The following is a 16,353-nucleotide window of genomic DNA, read 5'->3' on the forward strand; positions in this document are numbered from 1 at the left end:
GGGTTAATATGTGCCCCGGGCCCTGCGAAGGCAGCGTTCACGGTACCGTTAGGCCGTGGGCAGATGCACCAGCGCGGTGGTGCCGTGGCCCAGCTGCGAGGTCAGCTCCAATTGCCCGCCGTGCTGCTCGATGATTTTGCGGGCCAGCGGCAGGCCCACGCCGTGGCCCGCCACCGGCCGGGCATTGCCGGCCCGAAAAAACGGCTGGAACACCTGCGGCAAATCCGCCGCCGCAATGCCGATGCCTTCGTCGCGGATGCGCAGGCGCACGCCGCCGTGCTCGTATTCAAGCTCGACGGCCACGGGCTGGGGCTCCGAGTATTTCAGGGCGTTTTCGAGCAGGTTGATGAGGGCGCGGCTGAGCAGGGCGCGGTTGCCGGTGAGCTCCAGCTGCTCGGGCTCGGCGGGCAAGTGGCCGGTGTGCAGGTGCAGGCGCGGGCGCTGGGCCGGGGCAACGGCGGCGCAGGCCTCGGCCAGCAGCTCATCAACCCGAATGCGGGTGTCGTGCTCGGGCAGCGGGGTTTCGGCCTGGGCCAGCTCCAGCAGGTGGTTGAGCAGGGCATTGAGCTGGGTGAGGTCGGTGAGCAGCGCGTGCAGGGCGGCGCGGTAGGCGGCGGGCTCGCGCTCGCGGGCCAGGGCCAGCTGGGCCTCGCCGATGCTGGCGGCTAGCGGCGTGCGCAGCTCGTGCGAGGCGTTGCGCACGAACGCCCGCTGGCCATCGAAGCTGCTTTCGAGGCGGTCGAGCAGGCGGTTGAAGGTGTGGGCCAGGCGCGAGAGCTCATCCTGCTCGCGGCCCGAGAGGTTTTCGGCCACGCGCCGGTGCAGGTCGTGGGCCGAAATGCGCTCCATCTGGTCGTGCAGGGCCGCGATGGGGGCCAGCGCCCGCCCCGCAAACAGCCGCCCGGCCCCGTAAATCAGCAGCAGGCTCAGCACAAAAACGGAGCTCAGAATGGTCGCCAGGGAGCGCAGCCGGTCATTGCCATACAGGTTTTCGGCCCCGGCTACCACCACGTATTCCCCCTGGTTGTCGCGGTAAAAAATGCCTACCGCCTCGCGCGGGCCGTCCTCAAAATACTCCTCGTGGCCTTCCCGAATGCGGGCCAGCACCTCGGGCGGTACTTCCAGGCGGGCATCTTCGTGCACGAAGCGCACCTCGCCCCGGGCATCATACAGCTGAATAATCTCCTCGGTGAGCGTGCGCTGGTACCGCTGCTGGAACTCCTTGAACGCTGCGCTGCGCAGCTCATCCTTCTCCAGAAAGATGTAGGCCGCCACCTCGGCCCGGTCGCGCAGCCGCTGCCGGAATTCGCGCCGGCTGTAATCGGCCTGCAACAAAAAGGCGGTGGTGAGCACCCCCAGCAGAATGAAGGCCACCACGCCCACGAAAAGCCAGGTCAGGCGGTTGCGGATGGTCATATTGTAGGGTTGGGGATGAGGGTTTGGGTTTCGTCTGTCATCCTGAGCTTGCGAAGGACCTTAATGCGTTGGAATAGTTGGCAGTAGCATTCTGCTTGGCGCGAACGTGATAAGGTCCTTCGCAAGCTCAGGATGACAGGCGATTCCAGACGACCACTAAAAAATTATTCCTGCCGCAGCACGTAGCCCACGCCCGTCACGGTGTGAATGAGCTTGGTGGGAAAACCGTGGTCGACTTTCTTGCGCAGGTAGCTTACATACACGTCAATCACGTTGCTGCCCGCGTCAAACGACTCGTCCCAGCCGTGCTCGGCAATTTCACCCCGGCTCAGTACGCGGCCGGGGTGGCGCAGCAGCAGCTCCAGCAGGCCGAACTCGCGGGTGGTGAGGCGCAGGGGCTGCCCGGCCCGCGTTACGGTGCGGCTGGTAGTGTCCATCAGCACGTCGGCAAAGGCTAGGCGGGTGCCGTGGGGCTGGGTGCCGCCGCGCCGCATGAGGGCCCCCACCCGCGCCACCAGCTCGGCAAAGTCGAAGGGCTTCACCAAATAGTCGTCGGCCCCGTTGCCGAAGCCCTGGAGCTTATCGGTGGTAGTGCCCAGCGCCGTGAGCAGCAGCACCGGCACCCGCGCATCCTGCACCCGAATGGCGGCCAGCACCTCCAGCCCGCTGCGGTGGGGCAAAATCACGTCGAGAATAACGAGGTCGAACGGCTGGGTGAGAGCCAGCTCCTGGCCGCGCTCGCCATCGGCGGCCACGGTCACGGTCAGCTGCTCTTCCTCCAGCCCCCGCTTAATGAGGGCCGAAAGCCGGGGGTCGTCTTCAACCAGTAGAATATGCATGGGCGAAAAGAGTGGCGGGCAGGAGCGCAAAGGTCGGTTGCGAACCCTGCGCCGGGAAACCTGCGCTGGCCGAAGCATCTTTACCGCTGCGATAAGCTGCCTGATGCGTCAGAACGGTGCCGCTGCTTTGGCGGCGCGCCCGCAAACTGAGCAGGCCGTGCTTTTGCCGCACCGGTTTCATCCTTCTAACGCACCCAATCCCCATGCCCACTCTCGACCCCGGCATCGGCGAAAAATTCTCGCGCCGCACCCGGCGGGCCATCAACCACGACGGCTCCTTCAATGTGCGGCGGCGCGGTGGCCCCCACCGCCACGACCCTTACCAATGGCTCATCCAGATGGAATGGTGGCCGTTTATTGGCTTGGTCGTGGGGTTTTTTACCGTGCTGAACGTGGCTTTTGCCGCTACCTACGTGGCGTTGGGCCTCGACGACCTGCCCGGGGTGCCCGCTCCGCGCGGCGGCCTCCAGGATTTTCTGAGCGCCCTGTTTTTCTCCATCCAGACGTTCACTTCCGTCGGCTACGGGCACGTGTACCCGGGTAGCAACTGGGCCGGCTTCATCAGCAGCGTGGAGGCATTGGTGGGCGTGCTCACGTTCGCGCTGGCCACGGGCTTGCTGTACGGGCGTTTTTCGCGACCCACGGCGCGCATTCATTTCAGCCACACGGCCATCGTCAGCCGCCGGCCCGACGGTACGCCCTGCCTGCAGTTCCGCATCGCCAACCAGCGCAACAACATCCTCATCAACCTGGAAGCCCGCGTGCTGCTCAAAACCGTCGACCCCGCTACCAACAACCAGAATTATGCCTTCCTGCCGCTCGAGCGCAGCACCATCAGCTTCTTCCCGCTGAGCTGGACCATCGTGCACGACATCACCCCCGAAAGCCCGCTCCACGGCTTGCTTGCCGCCGACTATGAACGACTTGATGTTGAAGTCATCATCCAGCTCAAAGGCTACGACGACACTTTTGCGCAGGATGTGCACGCCCGCAACTCTTACACCCACGACGAAATTGAGTGGCACCGCCGCTTCATGCGCGCCTACGAGGTCGACGAAGACGGCATCGCCGTGATTGACCTGGATATGGTGCACCAAACCGAGGCACTGGACGCCGCGCTTAGTGAGGAATGAGGAATTTTGAACTCGACTGCTCTAGCTCCTATTCCTCACTGCTCACTGCTCACTGCTCATTTACTCGTCGTGCCCCGGGGCCGTGCCCGCTACCGGCGCGGCGGCCGTTTCTTTGGCTTCCAGCTCTACGCGCTGCTGCTCTTTGTCCGAGGGCTGGTATTGCAGCTGGCGCAGGTCGGGCGAGCCGCCATCGACCCAGCAGGTAAACCAAAAATCGCCGATGAGGCCCGAGGCGTAGCGCAACTGGCGCTCCACCTGCCCGTTCAGGCGGGCGTGGTAGGCCTTGCTGAACGCGCGCGAATACGTGCGAATCGTCTGGCTGCCGCGCTGCTCGTAGCCGAATTTCTGGTCGTCGCTGAACTCGGTTGTGAGTTGCTTTTCGAACCGCAGCACCGAATCGACGGCCGCGTGCGAGCGCGCCACCGCGCTCCAAATGGCATCCGTCGGGTTGGCCAGGTATTCGGCCCTGCCGCTGAACAGGTCGTAATCGGCGCTCAGCAGCTCGGGCAGACGCGACTCCCACAGGCCATGGATGCCGCGCTGGCCCGTGAGCTGGCCGTTGTAGTTGCGGGTGGTGTGCAGCGGCACGCAGGCATCGGCAATGTAGTGGCCCAGGTCGGCCGAGAGGCGCAGAATCCGGTCCGTATCCTTGGCCTGGAAGGCGGCGGTGAGCTGGCTTTTCATGCTCACCACGTTCCAGGGCACAATGCCGTGGCGTAGCAGCGAGTCTTCGCCGTAGCGGGCCACGGCATCGGCATACTTGCGGGGTAGCTTAAATTCGGCACTGTCGCCGTAGCGGTCCACGTCCAGAAAGTGCTTGGGTGCTTCGCCGGGCACCACCATGCGCCGCGAATCGGGCCGGGTGGCATTCACCGTCAGGTAGTCGATATTAGCCTTGTAGAAGCCAATCATGCCCGGCGGCAGCGTGTACACGGCCAGCCGGTTCAGCAGCCGGTGCCCGAAAAAGCCCCAGGCCTGGGCACGCAGCGCCACAAAGAGCAACGGCACGAAAAGCAGCAAAAATCCGTATTTTTTCACGGCAAACAAGGTACGGAATCGGGTTCAGAATCTTGTTTTTTAGCAGTCACGCGAAAGCAACCGTAGCAAAAAGGCGGTCATGCTTCGACTGCGCGTACGCCAGATAAGCATGACGTTCCATTCAATACGCTTACTTATGCGTAACTCCTCAACCAGAAAAATTGTCGGATAGGCCAGCAAAAACAAAGAAAACGGGCACACCGCGCCGGGTATGCCCGTTTCACTGCTGTATATATTTGCTAAAAGGCTGCCTTACCGCCGCCGGCCCTCGCCCGCGAACTTCATGCGGTAGTCGTGGGTGGCGTCGCCCTTGCTGATGCGCGCGAGCTTGCCCTTCAGCAGCTGCTTTTTGAAGCCCGACAGCTTGTCGGTGAACAGGATGCCCTCTAGGTGGTCGTATTCGTGCTGAATCACGCGGGCGGCCATGCCCGAGAAAGCCTCTTCGTGTACCCGGCGGTTTTCGTCTTCGTAGCGCAGCACGATGTCGGCGCAGCGCGTTACCATCTCGCGGATGCCGGGGATGCTCAGGCAACCTTCCTCAAAACCCCACTGCTCGCCGGTTTCGCTCACCATCTGCGGGTTGATGAAGGCGCGCTTGATGCCGGGCTCGGGCACTTCGCCTTCTTCCAGCTCGGCCAGGTCTTCTTCATCAAGCTCCACCATCGGGCCCGAATCCATCACGAACAGGCGCACGGCTTTGCCCACCTGGGGCGCGGCCAGGCCTACGCCATGGGCCGAATACATGGTTTCGAACATATCGGCAATCAGCTGCTGCAGCTCGGCGGCCGGCAGGTCGGCGGCAAGGTTCTTGGCTTTGGTCTTGAGGACGGGGTCGCCGATGGCAACAATGGGGTAAATCATGGGTTAGGGGCAAAAGGCACGTCATGCCAAGCGCAGCCGAGGCATCTCGCTCGGATAACTAATTACTACTACACGCGAGATGCTTCGGCTACGCTTGGCACGACGTTTTTGTAAACGGTTAATTTAAACTTCCCGCATGAGCGGCGATTCGAGGAATGACTGGAGAATAATGGCGGCACTGATGCGGTCGACGGTGGCCTTATCACGGCGGGCCTTCTGGCCGAGGCCGCCGGCCAGCATGGTGGCGTGGGCCATGCGCGAGGTAAACCGCTCATCCAGCTCGTGAATGGGCAGCTCGGGCAGCTCGCGGCGCAGGGTACGCAGCAGGCCCACCACGGCGCTGGTCACGTCGGTGGGCTCGTTAAGCAGCGTGCGCGGCATGCCCACCACAATGGCCCGCAGGGGCTCGCGCTGGTGGTAGGCCTTCACGTAGGCCAGCAAGTCTTTGCTATGAATGGTTTCGAGCGGCGAGGCAATCATGCCGAGCGGGTCGGTCACGGCGAGGCCCACGCGCTTGTTGCCGTAATCGATGGCGAGGATGCGGGGCATAGCCGAAAAACTTGGTGGCAAAATACAAGGCCGGCACCCGCCGACGGCCGCAAAGATACGGCCGGTTGCAGGCACGCAATCCGGCCATTCGCTACCGCCGTAGCTACCTGCCCTGCGCTCTGGAGCGAAAAACCCGGAGTTCAACGAGCTTTCACTGCGGCTGGACGAAACAGTAATACTCTTTTCTCAATAAAGTGATAAATTGCATCAGCTTAGCCGGCTCGCAACCTGCCGGCAGGCGATTGTAATTTGCCAGTATAACAGGCCATTATTTGCCTTTTGAATGTAAACAATTGTATTGATTCAGGAAATTAAGAAATGGCTAGCTATTGACGCTTGCAACTAAGAAAATTTCTATAATTTTGAAGCCTATCCAATTCTATTTTATTTGTCGATAACGCTACTTTAATCCTCTATGCCCCCTTCTACGCCTGCTAATCAGGAGCTTGGCCGGCCGGCTGCCCCTGGGCGGCGTGGCTGGTTCCGGCAGAGTGTACTGTTGCTGTTGGCCATGGGCTGCGGTGTGCTGGTGGCCAACAACCCTTTCCGGCCCTCATCGGAAAACCCCGACGCGACGGCGCGCGGCTACCTGCGCTTCAAGGAGATTCTCAGCTACGTCGACCGCGACTACGCTGACTCGGTCGATACCGAGGGCCTGGCCGATTACGCCGTGATGCAGATGCTCGAAAAGCTCGACCCGCACTCGGTATATATCCCGGCCCGCGACCGCGACCGCACCGACGCCTTCCTGCAAAGCGATTTCGACGGCGTAGGCATCGAGTTCAACCTTTTTCGGGATACCATGACCGTGGTGGCCCCACTCAGCGGTGGCCCGGCCGAGCAGGCTGGCGTGCAGCCCGGCGACCAGGTACTCAGCATCGGGGGCAAGCGGGTGTCGGGCGCGCGGCTTACTACCAACCAGTTGTCGCAGCTGCTGCGCGGGCCCCGGGGCAGCAGCGTGGCCCTGGAGCTGCGCCGCCGTCGGTTGCCGCGCCCGCTCAATGTCAGTATTGCGCGCAGCCGCATTCCCAACAGCTCCATCGACGCGGCCTATCTGGTCGACCCACAAACCGGTTACATCAAGGTGAGTCGCTTCGCCTCGGGTACTTATGACGAGTTCAAGGCCGCGCTGGCCGACTTGCGCCGGCAGGGCCTCACGCGCCTCGTGCTCGACTTGCGCGGCAACCCCGGCGGCTACCTCGACCGCGCCACCCGCCTGGCCGATGAGTTCATTGCCGGCTCGCGCAAAATCGTGTACACCGACGGCAAGGGCGACCAGTACGACTCGCAGACCTACGCCCGCGTGGCCGGCGAGTTTGAGGAAGGCCCGCTGGTGGTGCTCGTGGACGAAGGCAGCGCCAGCGCCGCCGAAGTGGTAGCCGGCGCATTGCAGGACCACGACCGCGCCATCATCGTGGGTCGCCGCACCTTCGGCAAGGGCCTGGTGCAGCAGCCCATCGCGCTCAGCGACGGTGGCGAGCTGCGCCTCACCATTGCCCGCTATTACACGCCGGTGGGCCGCTCCATTCAAAAACCCTACGGGGCCAATTACGCCGAATACAGCTCCGACGTGGCCAAGCGCGCCGCCCACGGCGAGCTGGAATCGGCCGACAGCATCCATTTCGCCAAGGAGCTGCGCTTCCGCACCGACCACGGCCGCACGGTGTACGGCGGCGGCGGCATCATGCCCGACGTGTTCGTGCCGCGCGACTCACTCGCCCATTCCGCCTACTACACCGCCCTGATGGCTCATGGCGCGCCCCGCGCCTTCGCCCTGAGCTTCTTCCAAGGCCATAAAGAGGAACTGCAAGCCCTGCGTTTCGAGCAGTTCAACGCCACCTTCCGCATCAGCGACGCGCAGCTGGCCAGCCTCGCTGCCCAAGCCGCGCAGGACGGTGTGGTTGCCGATGCCGGGGCCGTGCGCCGCTGCGCCGGCCTGCTCCGCAACCAGATGAAAGCCTACATCGCTCGCAGCGCCTACGGCCAGGTGCCCTACTACACCGTGCTCCGCGAGCACGACCTGGAGCTGCAGCGCGCCCTGCACGCCGTGGGCGACAGCACCGCGCAGCTGGCGCTGCTGGGCAAATAACTGGCCCGGTAAATATTACAGGCTGCGCGTAATGCCCATTTCCAGCCCGCGCAGTTCGGCGAGGCCGCGCAGGCGGCCGATGGCGGAATAGCCGGGGTTGGTTTTTTTGAGCAGGTCGTCGAGCATCTGGTGGCCGTGGTCGGGGCGCATGGGCAGGCTAATGTTGCGCCGGCGCATGGCCAGCACCAGTTCGCGCATCACGGCGTACATGTCCACGTTGCCTTCGAGGTGGTTGGCTTCGTAAAAATTGCCCGCCGCGTCGCGCTGGGTGCTGCGCAGGTGGATGAAGTGGATGCGGTCGGCAAACTGACGCACCATGGCCGGCAGGTCGTTATCGGCCCGCACCCCGAACGAGCCGGTGCAGAAGCACAGGCCGTTGGCCAGCGAAGGCACGGCGGCCGCCAGCGCGGCCACGTCCTCGGCGGTGCTCACCACGCGGGGCAGGCCCAGGATGGGGTAGGGCGGGTCGTCGGGGTGAAGGGCGAGGCTGATGCCGACCTGCTCGGCTACGGGCACAATCTGCTGCAGAAACAGCACCAGATGCTCGCGCAATTTGGCGGCGTCGATGCCATCGTAGGCATCCAGCGCCCGCTGAAACTGCTCCAGGGTAAAGCTCTCCTCGCTGCCCGGCAGGCCGGCGATGATGTTGCGCTGCAGCAGCAGCTTCTCCTCTTTGCTCATGGCGGCGAAGCGGACTTCGGCACGGGCTAATTCTTCGGCGGTGTAGTCCTGGGCGGCATTCCGGCGCTTCAGCAGCAGCGTGTCGAAGGCTACGAAAGCGGCTTTTTCGAAGCGCAGGGCTTTCGAGCCGTCGGCTACTTCGTAGGCTAGGTCGGTGCGCGTCCAGTCGAAGACGGGCATGAAATTATACGTCACCGTGTAGATGCCGCAGGCGGCCAGGTTGCGCAGGCTTTCCTGGTAGGTGGCGATGTAGTGCTGGAAATCGCCGGTGCGGGTTTTAATGTTTTCGTGCACCGGCACGCTTTCCACCACGCTCCACGTCAGGCCATCGGCGCGGATGAGGGCCTGGCGCTGCTGAATTTCAGCCTTGGTCCAGACCTGGCCGTTCGGAATGTGGTGCAGGGCCGTCACCACGTCGGTCGCGCCGGCCTGGCGGATGTCGGCGAGGCGCACGGGGTCGTTGGGGCCGTACCAGCGCCAGCTTTGGAGGAGGGACATTGTTTTAATTGTCAGTGAGCAGTAGAACGTCATGCTGGGCTTGCCGAAGCAGCTCTACCGCAGTAGTAATCCAATCGGCCCAACGAAGCGGTAGAGCTGCTTCGGCAAGCTCAGCATCACGTTATTTAATTATTCATTATCAATCAACAAAGTCAAACTCCGCTGTAGGCATTAAAGCCACCATCAACCAGCACGGTTTCGCCATTCACGAACCGCGAGGCGTTGCTCAGTAGGTAAATCAAGGTGCCTGTGAGCTCCTCGGGCACGCCGAAGCGGCCGAACGGCGTGTGGCTGATAAACTTGCTGGCGCGGCCGGTGGGCGAGCCGTCGGGTGCTACCAGCAGGTCGCGGTTTTGCTCGGTGAGGAACACGCCCGGCGCGATGGCATTCATGCGGATGCCGCCGCCGTAGCGCAGGCCCAGCTCGGTGGCCATCCAGCGGGTGTAGCCCTCGATGGCGGTTTTGGCCAGCGTGTAGCCCATCACGCGGGTAAGCGGGCGCTGGGCGGTGAGCGACGAAAAGTTGACGATAGAGCCGCTGCCCTGCGTGGCCATCACGCGGCCAAATACGGTGGTCGGAATCACGGTGCCGAACAGGTTCAAATCGACGGCCCGGCGCGTATCCTCAATATCCACGTCGAACAAATCCTGGTCGGGGCCGACGGTAGCGCCGGGCATGTTGCCGCCGGCCGCGTTCACCAGGCCATCGATGCGGCCCCAGGTATGCATAATCTGGTCGCAGGCGGCGTGCATCTGGGTGGCATCGAGCACGTCGCCGAGAATGACCAGGCACTCGCCACCCGTGGCGCGGATGGCGGCGGCGCGGGCCTCGGCGCGCTCGGCATTGCGGCCCAGAATGGCCACTTTGGCCCCGGCCTCGGCCACGGCCAGCGACAGAGCTTCGCCCAGCACGCCGGTGGCTCCGGTGATAACGACGACTTTACCGGCGAGTGAGAATTGGGAGAGGGCAGGCATAGATTAGCGTATTATGGATAGATGTTCATTGTATTGGGATGGCAGGCGCTGGTAATCATGCCGAGCGTGGCCGAGGCATCGCGCTCGCATCGTTGAACGGATGGGTTACTGCCGCGCGCGAGACTCCTCGGCTGCGCTCGGCATGACGGTCCTGATGAAGAACCTACGGCAGCAGCTCCAGCGTGCCTTCGAGCCGAATAGCATCCGAAGCGCTGCCGACCAGAATATTAAATTTGCCCGGCTCGGCGGCCCACTCCAGTTTCGAGTTGTAGAAGGCCAGCTTGCTTTTATCGAGGGTAAACGTCACGGTTTTGCTTTCGCCGGGCTTTAGGCTGACTTTGCGGAAATCCTTCAGCTCTTTGAGCGGCCGGGCGATGGACGCCACGGGGTCGCGCAGGTAAAGCTGGGCTACTTCCTCACCGGCCAGTTTGCCGGTGTTGGTAAGGGTGAAGCTGACCTGGACCGCCTCGCCGGAAGTCATCGCGGCGCGGCTGATTTTGAGGTCCGAGTAGGTGAACGTGGTGTAGCTCAGGCCGTAGCCGAAGGCGTAGCGCGGCGTGTTGGGCGAGTCGATGTAAGCCGACTTATAGCGCGTTTCGCCGGGCTTGGTAACGGGGCGGCCGGTGCTATACTGCTGGTTGTAGGCCATCGGAAGCTGGCCCACGCTGCGCGGGAAGGTGATGGGCAGCTTGCCGGCGGGATTATAATCGCCGTAGAGCACATCGGCCAGCGCGGTGCCGCCTTCCGAGCCGGGCCACCAGGCGTAGAGGATGGCGTCGGCCTGCTCCGATACAGCATCGAAAATGAGCGGCCGGCCACCAAAGACTACTGCTACCACGGGCTTGCCGGTGGCTTTAAGGGCTTTGAACAGCTCCTCCTGCACACCGGGCAGGTGGATATCGGTGCGCGACTTGGCTTCGCCGCTCATGTCCCAGGCCTCGCCTACGGCCAGCACGATGAGGTCGGCATTTTTGGCGGTGGCCACGGCCTGCTCGAAGCCGGCGCGGCTGTCGCCGCTCAGGGCGCAGCCTCGGGCGTAGAGCAGCTCGGTGGCTTTGCCCGCGCGCTGGCGCAGGCCGTCGTAGAGCGAGGTGATGCGGGTGGTGTCGGTGTCCACGGCCCAGCTGCCGTTGAGGTCGCGCTTGGCTTTGGCCAGCGGGCCGATGACGGCCACGCGGCGCAGCGTTTTGGCGAGGGGCAGGGTGGCGCTTTCGTTCTTCAGCAGCACCAGGGATTTCCGGGCCATCTGGCGGGCGGCGGCGCGGTTTTGCGGGTCGGCCAGAACTTGCTGCTCGCGCTTCGCATCCGAGAAGCGGTAGGGGTCGTCGAAGAGGCCGAGCTCGAATTTCTTGCGCAGAATGCGACGCACGGCATCATCAACCAAAGAAATGTTCACCTTGCCGGCCTGCACCAGCTGCGCCAGGCTTTTATGATAGGCGTCGCTCTCCATGTCCATGTCGGAGCCGGCGGTGATGGCCTTTTGGGCGGCATCGGCTTTATCGGCCGCGTAGCCCCAGTTCGTCATTTCGCCGATGGAGCCCCAGTCGCTCACCACGAAGCCGGGGTATTGCCATTGGCCCTTCAGAATGTCGCGCTGCAAGTAGGCGTTGCCGGTGGCCGGGATGCCGTTCAGCGTGTTGAAGGAGTTCATGAACGTGGCCACGCCGGCCTCGGCGGCGGCGCGGAAGGGCGGCAGGTAGGTTTCCCAAAGCTGCTGCTCGCTAATATCCACCGCGTTGTAGTCGCGGCCGGCGATGGCGGCCCCGTAGGCGGCAAAGTGCTTGGCGCAGGCCATGATGGCATCGGTGCCGCCCAGCTTCTCGCCCTGGAAACCCAGCACCCGGGCCCGGGCAATCTGCGAACCCAGGTACGGGTCTTCGCCGGCCCCTTCCATCACGCGGCCCCAGCGCGGGTCGCGGCCCACGTCCACCATTGGCGCAAACGTCCAGTGAATACCCGACGCGGCGGCCTCCCGGGCCGCCACGCGCGCGCCGAGCCGGATGGCGTCCAAATCCCAGGAAGCGGCCTCGCCCAGCGGAATCGGGAAGGTGGTCTGGTAGCCGTGAATCACGTCGAGGCTGAACAGCAGCGGGATGTGCAGGCGCGATTCCAGCGCCACGGCCTGAATTTCGTGGGTATCCCGCACGCCCTTCACGTTCAGCATCGAGCCCACCTGCCCGGCCCGGATGCTGCTGAGGAGTGTGCTCTTGCGGTCGCTGGCCGGGCCGGTTACCTCGCGGCCGGAGTACTGGTTGAGCTGGCCCACTTTCTCCTCCAGCGTCATCTGGCCGAGCAGGGCGTTGATGCGCTGCTCGATATCGGCCGGGCTGGCGGTGGCTGCCGTCGGCACCGGTCTTTTCTTTTGAGCCAGGGCAGCCGGGCCGGGCAGCAGGCCCAGCAACAGCAGCGGCAACAGGGGCTTGGGAAGCGAAAAAGTCATTCGGGTGCGGAAGAAAAGCCCGCGTTGGGGCTCAGGGAAGAAGAAGTGCGTTCTGGCGGCCACCGGCCACCGCCGCCCCGGCCGAGGCCTCAGTCATACGTTCCCACCATTCTCGTGAGGCGCAATTCCGGCCGGGTAAGCGGTTTTTCGGACTCCGAAACGGCCAGCGGCCGCCAGGTAAGCACAGGTTTGAGGTGTAGCAACGTGGCCCTTCGCGTCGCGTCGTTGAACGATTTGGGTGAATGGCGCGGCGGCCGAAACGCGAAGGGTTGCGTCGCTACATCGGGGGGCGCTGGTCGAAGAAATCGGCCAGGTGATACATCTGCTGGTTCAGCTCGCGCATTTTATCGAGCAGGGGCGCGTAGGGCTCCAGGTTGTTGTCGACGATGCCCTTGTTAGCGTTGGTGTTCGAGGGCTCGGCCCCCACAATGGTGGGGTCGTTGTCCTGGTATTTGAACCAGTGCCAGCCCACGCAATTCTTCGATTCGAGCAGGCCCAGCGTGAAATTCTGGTAGAAGCGGCCGCGGTCGGCCTGGGTGCGTACCACCCAGCCGGCCCCGGCGGTGTTGGCCAGGCCGGGGGCATCCTCGCCCTTCACGTACCACTCCGTCACGATGAAGGGCTTGCCCGAAACCTGCTCCCAATCGGCCACCCAGCGTTTCTCGGGCGTCCAGTTGTTGTAGTAGTTAATGCTCACGGCATCGAGGTACTTGCCGGCCACCTTCATCAGCTCAGGGTAGTAGCGCTGTGCGCCGTGGAAGCGGCAGCCCAGGTACATGTGGTTGGGGTCGTACTTTTTCAGGGCCGTGGCCACGATGCTGAAGTAGCGGTCGGCGGCGAAAGCGAGGAAATCCTGCCGGTTCTGGTCGGTGATGGTTTCGAGGGTGATGCTGCGCTCGTCGGCCCATTTTTTGGCGGCCACATAGCCGGGCTCGGTCACGGGCAGGGTCAGATAGCCGTCGAGGTTTTTGCGCAGCAGCGGCATTTCGTTGTCGGAGAAGTAGCCGAACAAGTTCTGGTCCTTCCGGTTCTGGGCCAGCTTTTTGGCCTGCTCTTCCACGTACTCGGGAAAGCCCGGGTCGAAGGTGAAAATCACGTCGTTGGGGTAGCCTTTGTGGCCGGGCTGCACGTAGGTGCCGCCGCGCTTGCTGCCGTAGCCGCTCATCCAATCCAGGTTGATGGTGTAGGCCAGTGGCTGGTCGGCTTTCAGGTTTTCGGCCTGAATTTCCTTGGTGGCCGACCACGCGCCTGCGCCATTGAAGCCGTTCGCGAAGAAAAACCTGCGGGTGGCGGCCATCCAGCCGGCGCGGTCGCCATACTTGTCTTTCAACGCCTTTTGGGTGCGCTCCGAGCCGCCGGGCTGCACGTCGTTGGGGGCGTTGTGCAGGAAGTAGTGGCCGTCGGGGTCCACGGCCCACCAGCGGCCGGCAATTTTCTCGACGTGGAAGAAGCCGGTGGCCTTGGTTTTCTTGTCGAGCCGCCCGCCGTATTTGTCCAGCCTGGTGGTGGCCGGGATGAAGCCCTGCAGCGTGGTGACGGTGCGCGTGGGGTAATTTTTATACTCCGCGAAGCCGGCCTTGCCGTCGATGGTGGAGTTGTTGATGGTTTTTTTGGCGGCCACGCGCAGGGTGTATTCAGCGCTGTCGCGGGACTGGGCTTGGGCGTGGGCGGTGAGGCTGAGCAGGAGTAGGGCGGCTGTCAGCAGTGTCCTGCCAGAGGAAAGAACTTCGTGCTGAGCTTGCCGAAGCACCTCTACTGCATTACCATTCCACTCCCTGCAACGAAGCGATAGAGCTGCTTCGGCAAGCTCCGCATGACCGTTCCAATTGGTTTGATTTATCATCATTTCCCTCCGTCATACTTCGCCGCCTGCTGCCGGTAATATTCCTGCAGCACAAAAAATGCCTTCTTCTTCACGCCCGTGCTCGAAATCAGCCCTTTGCGGTTGAAGCCGTTCTGGTACACCGGGTGCTGGCGGCGGGTGGCGCGGAAGTCGGCCAGAATCCAGGGCGTCATGCCGCGCAGGCCCTTGATGGCCCCCAGCATCTTGAGCTGGTTCACGTAGAGGTTTTCCTGATATTCCTCGCTCCAGCGGGTTTCGGCGTCGCCGTGGTAGCCGGCCAGCGCGTCGCCGCCAAACTCGCTCACCACCACCGGCTTGTTGTACTTGATGTCGAAGGTGTACTTGGTGATGTCGCTCGGGCTGCCGCCCCAGTACCAGCCGGCGTACTCATTGAAGCTGGTAAGGTCGAGCGACTCGCCCAGCGGGTCGTCCACGTGCACCACGTTGTCGGGGGTGCGGTGCAGCTCGAGGGCGGCGGCAATGAGGCGGGTGTCGTCGAGGGCGCGGGCGCGTTTCACGAGGTTGGTCATGAAGGCGAGGCGCGGGTCGCCGAGCGGTGTTTCGTTGCCCACCGACCAGACCACGATGCTGGCCCGGTTCTTCCCCATCGAAATCAGGTCGGAGAGCTGGGCTTCGGCGTTTTGGTAGGTGGCGGGGTTTTGCCAGGCAATGGTCCAGTACACCGGTACTTCGGCCCACACGAGCAGGCCCATTTCGTCGGCCAGCTTCAGCATGGTTTCGTTGTGCGGGTAGTGGGCCAGGCGCACGTAGTTGCAGCCCAGTTCTTTGGCCCAGGTGAGCAGCATGCGCAGGTCGCCCTCGCCACGTGCCCGGCCCGGAATTAGCGGGTTTTCATCGTGAATGGAAATGCCACGCATAAACGTAGGCTTGCCGTTCAGCAGAATGTCCTGACCCCGGGTCTGGATGGTGCGGAATCCTATTTTGTCCTGCACCGTTTCGCCGCCGTTGGTGAGCGAAACCGCATACAGCTTCGGGCTCAGCGGCGACCACAGCTTGAGCTTTTTGGCTGGCAGGCTGAACGTGGCGCGGCCTTCGCCGTCGGTTTTCAGGGTTTGCCGGATGCCGGCTTCGGCGATGTTCAGGGTCACCGACTGGCCGGCTTTGCCCGCGCCATCGAGCTGCACGTAGCCGGCCAGCTGGCTCAGGTTGTCTTTGGCCAGCTGCACCTTGTAGTCGACGATAAACGTTTCCGGCGCTTCGGCGATGAACACGTCGCGGGTGATGCCGCCGTAGTTCCACCAGTCGGTATTGATGGTGGGCACGGCGTCGAGGTGGCGGGTGTTGTCGGCCTTCACCACCACGAAGTTCTCGCCGCTGGGGTTCAGCTTGCCGGTTACCTCATATTGAATGGGTGTGAAGCCGCCCTGGTGCATGCCCAGCTTCTTGCCATTCAGGTAAATGTGCGCTTCGTAATTAATCGCCCCGAAGTAGAGAAAATAGCGCTTCCCGGCCGTGGGCGCAATCTTAAAGCTCTTTTTCAGCCAAATGGTGCCTTCGTAGTACAGCAGCTTGGGGTCCTGCGAGTTCCAGTCGCCCGGAATCTGCATCGCGGCCGAGTGGTCGAAGTCGTACTCAATCAGCTCGGGTTCCTGCGTGGTGCTGGGCTTGGCGTTGTCGTAGTAGCCGCCCTTGCCGCTGGCCGATTTATCGAACGCCTCGCGGCGGTAGTCATAAAAGCCGTTTTCGTAGGGGTCGATGATGTAGTTCCAGCTGCCGTTGAGGCTGAGTACCCGGCGGCCCGGCGCATTCTGAATCAGGCTGGCTTGGGCGCGGGCCGCCGGGCCAGCGAAGCTGCCGACAAGGAGCAACAGCAGGGCCATCAGCAGCAGCTTCAACGGGTTGGGTGGGGTCATAATTGGAAGAAACGAGGAGATACAATAATACAGGCGTGGTGAGGGCTTGCGAGGCCCCAGCCATTGCAGTGGCCGCGCGGGGCTCCGCAAACCTTCACCACCTCGCGCCCGCATCGTC

12 protein-coding genes are annotated in these 16,353 nt (G+C 63.1%); 2 read left to right on the forward strand and 10 right to left on the reverse strand.

Features of this window, described 5'->3' with window-relative positions:
* Window positions 1-48: 48 nt before the first annotated feature.
* Window positions 49-1,416 carry a sensor histidine kinase gene (locus ABIB44_RS11990; RefSeq protein WP_354584906.1) on the reverse strand — a complete coding sequence of 456 codons (1,368 nt, stop codon included), beginning with the start codon at window positions 1,414-1,416 and terminating at the stop codon, window positions 49-51.
* A gap of 164 nt (window positions 1,417-1,580) precedes the next feature.
* Window positions 1,581-2,255: a response regulator transcription factor gene (locus ABIB44_RS11995; RefSeq protein WP_354584907.1), complete on the reverse strand. Its 675-nt coding sequence runs from the start codon at window positions 2,253-2,255 to the stop codon at window positions 1,581-1,583.
* Between the two features lie 203 nt (window positions 2,256-2,458).
* On the opposite strand from ABIB44_RS11995, the gene ABIB44_RS12000 reads away from it, so the two are divergent.
* On the forward strand, window positions 2,459-3,388 hold the full coding sequence (locus ABIB44_RS12000; protein WP_354584908.1) for an ion channel: 930 nt from the start codon (window positions 2,459-2,461) through the stop codon (window positions 3,386-3,388).
* Between the two features lie 60 nt (window positions 3,389-3,448).
* Here ABIB44_RS12000 and ABIB44_RS12005 read toward each other — a convergent pair whose 3' ends face one another.
* The 3 genes from ABIB44_RS12005 to ruvX form a co-directional block, all read right to left on the reverse strand.
* The gene (locus ABIB44_RS12005; protein ID WP_354584909.1) at window positions 3,449-4,426 is read right to left on the reverse strand and encodes a zinc dependent phospholipase C family protein; all 978 of its coding nucleotides are present in this window, start codon (window positions 4,424-4,426) and stop codon (window positions 3,449-3,451) included.
* Window positions 4,427-4,678: 252 nt separating this feature from the next.
* Entirely contained in the window at window positions 4,679-5,287 is a 609-nt protein-coding gene (gene def / locus ABIB44_RS12010) for a peptide deformylase (protein ID WP_354584910.1), read from the reverse strand.
* Between the two features lie 123 nt (window positions 5,288-5,410).
* The gene (ruvX, locus tag ABIB44_RS12015; protein WP_354584911.1) at window positions 5,411-5,836 is read right to left on the reverse strand and encodes a Holliday junction resolvase RuvX; all 426 of its coding nucleotides are present in this window, start codon (window positions 5,834-5,836) and stop codon (window positions 5,411-5,413) included.
* 415 nt (window positions 5,837-6,251) lie between these two features.
* Between ruvX and ABIB44_RS12020 the strand changes: the two genes are divergently transcribed.
* Window positions 6,252-7,925 (forward strand): S41 family peptidase, encoded by a 1,674-nt coding sequence (locus ABIB44_RS12020; RefSeq protein WP_354584912.1) that lies wholly within the window; start codon window positions 6,252-6,254, stop codon window positions 7,923-7,925.
* A gap of 15 nt (window positions 7,926-7,940) precedes the next feature.
* Here ABIB44_RS12020 and uxuA read toward each other — a convergent pair whose 3' ends face one another.
* The 5 genes from uxuA to ABIB44_RS12045 all read right to left on the reverse strand — a co-directional run bounded on the left by uxuA (window position 7,941) and on the right by ABIB44_RS12045 (window position 16,235).
* Complete coding sequence (gene uxuA, locus ABIB44_RS12025) at window positions 7,941-9,104, reverse strand: mannonate dehydratase (RefSeq protein WP_354584913.1); 1,164 nt, start codon at window positions 9,102-9,104, stop codon at window positions 7,941-7,943.
* 152 nt (window positions 9,105-9,256) lie between these two features.
* Window positions 9,257-10,078, reverse strand: a complete 822-nt coding sequence (locus ABIB44_RS12030) for an SDR family oxidoreductase (RefSeq protein WP_354584914.1) — start codon at window positions 10,076-10,078, stop codon at window positions 9,257-9,259.
* A gap of 163 nt (window positions 10,079-10,241) precedes the next feature.
* Window positions 10,242-12,518, reverse strand: a complete 2,277-nt coding sequence (locus ABIB44_RS12035; RefSeq protein ID WP_354584915.1) for a glycoside hydrolase family 3 N-terminal domain-containing protein — start codon at window positions 12,516-12,518, stop codon at window positions 10,242-10,244.
* 277 nt (window positions 12,519-12,795) lie between these two features.
* Window positions 12,796-14,268, reverse strand: coding sequence for a hypothetical protein (locus tag ABIB44_RS12040; RefSeq protein ID WP_354584916.1), 1,473 nt, complete (start codon window positions 14,266-14,268; stop codon window positions 12,796-12,798).
* 92 nt (window positions 14,269-14,360) lie between these two features.
* Window positions 14,361-16,235 carry a glycoside hydrolase family 2 protein gene (locus tag ABIB44_RS12045; protein WP_354584917.1) on the reverse strand — a complete coding sequence of 625 codons (1,875 nt, stop codon included), beginning with the start codon at window positions 16,233-16,235 and terminating at the stop codon, window positions 14,361-14,363.
* Window positions 16,236-16,353: the final 118 nt, after the last annotated feature.

It is taken from the genome of Hymenobacter sp. UYCo722, from assembly GCF_040547115.1.
Classification (GTDB): Bacteria; Bacteroidota; Bacteroidia; order Cytophagales; family Hymenobacteraceae; genus Hymenobacter.

What these genes read in the sequence shown, in the direction of transcription:
- ABIB44_RS11990 (WP_354584906.1), bottom strand. Translation starts at nt 1,416, where the DNA reads ATGACCATCCGCAACCGCCTGACCTGGCTTTTCGTGGGCGTGGTGGCC.
- ABIB44_RS11995 (WP_354584907.1), bottom strand. Translation starts at nt 2,255, where the DNA reads ATGCATATTCTACTGGTTGAAGACGACCCCCGGCTTTCGGCCCTCATT.
- ABIB44_RS12000 (WP_354584908.1), top strand. Translation starts at nt 2,459, where the DNA reads ATGCCCACTCTCGACCCCGGCATCGGCGAAAAATTCTCGCGCCGCACC.
- def (WP_354584910.1), bottom strand. Translation starts at nt 5,287, where the DNA reads ATGATTTACCCCATTGTTGCCATCGGCGACCCCGTCCTCAAGACCAAA.
- ruvX (WP_354584911.1), bottom strand. Translation starts at nt 5,836, where the DNA reads ATGCCCCGCATCCTCGCCATCGATTACGGCAACAAGCGCGTGGGCCTC.
- ABIB44_RS12020 (WP_354584912.1), top strand. Translation starts at nt 6,252, where the DNA reads ATGCCCCCTTCTACGCCTGCTAATCAGGAGCTTGGCCGGCCGGCTGCC.
- uxuA (WP_354584913.1), bottom strand. Translation starts at nt 9,104, where the DNA reads ATGTCCCTCCTCCAAAGCTGGCGCTGGTACGGCCCCAACGACCCCGTG.
- ABIB44_RS12030 (WP_354584914.1), bottom strand. Translation starts at nt 10,078, where the DNA reads ATGCCTGCCCTCTCCCAATTCTCACTCGCCGGTAAAGTCGTCGTTATC.
- ABIB44_RS12035 (WP_354584915.1), bottom strand. Translation starts at nt 12,518, where the DNA reads ATGACTTTTTCGCTTCCCAAGCCCCTGTTGCCGCTGCTGTTGCTGGGC.
- ABIB44_RS12045 (WP_354584917.1), bottom strand. Translation starts at nt 16,235, where the DNA reads ATGACCCCACCCAACCCGTTGAAGCTGCTGCTGATGGCCCTGCTGTTG.